This is a genomic window from Candidatus Schekmanbacteria bacterium (assembly GCA_003695725.1).
Lineage (GTDB): Bacteria > Schekmanbacteria > GWA2-38-11 > GWA2-38-11 > J061 > J061.
The window spans coordinates 1-2,854 of record RFHX01000251.1; the positions used below are offsets into that span (position 1 = coordinate 1).

At 39.3% G+C, this 2,854-nt stretch carries 4 protein-coding genes; all 4 read right to left on the reverse strand.

What is annotated here, in order from left to right; genetic code table 11:
- Nucleotides 1-375 precede the first annotated feature (375 nt).
- Nucleotides 376-801, reverse strand: a complete 426-nt coding sequence (locus D6734_09790; protein ID RMF93566.1) for a biopolymer transporter ExbD — start codon at nucleotides 799-801, stop codon at nucleotides 376-378.
- Nucleotides 802-839: 38 nt separating this feature from the next.
- Nucleotides 840-1,250: a biopolymer transporter ExbD gene (locus tag D6734_09795; protein RMF93567.1), complete on the reverse strand. Its 411-nt coding sequence runs from the start codon at nucleotides 1,248-1,250 to the stop codon at nucleotides 840-842.
- A gap of 1 nt (nucleotide 1,251) precedes the next feature.
- A complete protein-coding gene (locus D6734_09800) occupies nucleotides 1,252-1,905 on the reverse strand; it encodes a flagellar motor protein MotA (protein RMF93569.1) in 654 nt (217 codons plus the stop codon).
- A gap of 104 nt (nucleotides 1,906-2,009) precedes the next feature.
- The gene (locus D6734_09805; protein RMF93568.1) at nucleotides 2,010-2,747 is read right to left on the reverse strand and encodes an energy transducer TonB; all 738 of its coding nucleotides are present in this window, start codon (nucleotides 2,745-2,747) and stop codon (nucleotides 2,010-2,012) included.
- Nucleotides 2,748-2,854 lie beyond the last annotated feature (107 nt).

Sequence of the window (2,854 nt, forward strand, 5' to 3'; positions counted from 1 at the left end):
CAACTGAAGAAAGCATAATCAAGAGGGTAGTCGCTACGAGTCTCAATTTGTCAGAAATCGATTTTATTGGAGCACTTGGTATTCAAAGAGAATGAATAGGAAGGTATAGATTGTTAAGAAATAACTAATAAAGAGTGCTGCATTCTTCGAGTTGAGCGAAGCATCCGAAATTCCATCTTCATTTTTCATCTGAGACAGGAATAATCAACCCTCTAATATTTTAAACATACCATTCGGTCAGATTGGATATCGATAAAAAAGGTGCAAAAAAAATTATTCAGGCAAAAAATAATCCCCTCCTCCTAATAGGAAGGAAATTATTTAGCCAATCCAAGGTCAATTGCAGAATCGACAGCAAAAAGGACTTGAAAAAAATTATTTCTTCTTTCTACCTTCTGTAATTATGGCTATCGTCTCAGCACCTGCGCCTTTACATATGTCTATTATATCAACTATACTTCCATATACTAAAGACCCTGCGGCTTTGATAAAAATCATTTTGTTGTCTCTTCCCGCAAGTTCTTCTCTCACCTTATCCTCAAGGTCTGCCTTTGCTACAGGTTCAGAATTGATATCAATTGACGAATCTGCTCTAACACTCACAACAAGATTTTTTGATTCCTCCTTTTTTTTCTCTTCCTGTTTTTTAGGTGGTGTTTTTTCAGGCAGTTTTATATCCAAACCTTTCTGAGACAAAGGTATGATAACCATAAATATAACCAGAAGGACAAGGACGATGTCTATAAGAGGCACAACATTTATCTCGTTTCTTATCCCTCTGCCGCCTACTTCCATTCCCATATTTAATTTCCTCCAGAGAAACTTCCAAAGTAAATAAATTATTCTTCAGCTGTCTTCTCAGTCATTAAGCCGATTTCTTTGACACCTGCTTTTGTGCAAATATCCATTACTTCCATTATTTTGTCAAAAGTCAATGTTTGGTCGGCTTTTATGTACATCGTTTTATCTTCTCTATTCTCAAAGACCGATGTCAGTTTATCTTCAAGGCGCGTTTTAGGAACTCTGTCCATGTCAAGAAACATCTGGCCATCCCTCTTAATAGTCAGTGTTATTTTTACCCCTTCCTTCTTTTCTGCATATTTAGCTTTAGGTAAAATAACATCAACACCCTTTTGAAGCATTGGTGTTACAACCATAAAGATAACAAGCAGAACAAGAACAACATCTATAAGAGGGACAACATTAATATCTGATTTTACATTTTTTGTCCCGCCTACTTCCATTCCCATTTTACTTGCTTGCCTCCTTTAATAGATAATCAATGAGCTCAGATGATGAATTGTCTATTTCTACAACATAGTTTTCAGTCTTTGTAACAAAATAGTTAAAGGCAACGACAGCAGGGATAGCAACACCAATTCCGAATGCTGTAGTAATTAGAGCTTCAGCAATACCTGCCGATACTGTTGCAAGGCCACCTGAACCGCTCTGAGCCATTGATTGGAAGGCATTGATAATTCCAAATATGGTTCCAAATAATCCTACAAAAGGAGATATACTACCAATTGTAGCAAGGCCACCCGTCCCTTTTTTAAGGCGAGCAACTTCAACTGCTGTTTCTCTTTGAATCGCTCTTGAGGCGGCTTCGATTTTATCTTCTGATGTTATTGCTTTCTGAATATCCGATGTGCCTGCATCATTCAGATTCAATTCTCTCAATCCAGAGGCAAGAACTCTTGCAACATGGCTTTTAGTGGCTTCTTCAGCTATGGGCAAAATGCTTTTCAAGTTTCCTTTCTTGAAGTATTCAGCGGTATCAGCAATAAACTTTTTAGTCTGTTTCTTTGCCTGATTGAATATCCACCATCTTTCAACCATTATTGTCAAAGAATAAATTGAAGATGCCGCTAAGATAAAAACAACTGTCTTTGCAATAATTCCCATACTTTCCCAAATCTCAGCAAGCGAAAACTGCATTTTAAAACCTCCTTTTAATCATTTAATTTTTTTCTGATTTCCAAAATCTATTCTATTTCTAAATCAATCTATTAATTGAGCTTAAATCTTACAGGCGCATTGTAATAAACGCGGACAGGTTTGCCTCCTGCTTTCGCCGGCTTGAATCTCCATTTAAGGACTGCCTGTATGGCGGCATCTTCAAGCCCAATGCCTCTTGCTTTTGGAGGCACAACTGTAAGCACCTGAGCGCTTTCTACTTTCCCCGTAATTCCGATTATCAACTTCAATATAACCGTTCCTTCTATACCTGCTTTAAGTGCAAGAGATGGATAAACTGGCGCTACTCTATCGATTAAAACCGGTTTTTCCATATCTGCTGTAACTACCCTTGGAGGTGGTATTTCAGGTTCAGGAGCCGCTTCCGGGAGAACTTCATTCAAGAAGTTTGTTCCCCCGCCTCCAAATGCTCCACCTCCAATGACTCCGCCTATAACTCCAGCACCTGCGCCTGCCCCTGCGTTTGCAACTTCCTCTGGCACCTCTAATGACTCATCAACCACCGTTGGGCCTGTATCAATTTCAGGCGCCGCCTGTTTCACTTGCGCAACCTGTTGAGGTGCTGCAGCTGGTGGGGGAGGAGGTGGCGGTGGTGCAGGAGGTGCAACTATGACTACCGGCGCCTCCTTTTCAACTACATTTGGAAATAGAATCGGGAATAAAACAACAAAGCCAATAAAAACTCCGTGAATTATTAGCGAAATTGGTGCCGTTAACCATCTTTTGCCACCAAGACCTTGTGTCCCCGATTCAACAAGAGTATCAAACACTAATCTGACCTCCTTTCTTCAATATGAGTTATGTTTGATATAGCAAAATCAAAATGAGGATGGATGATTACACCACAAAAAGAATAGTAATGCAAGCTTTGAAATAG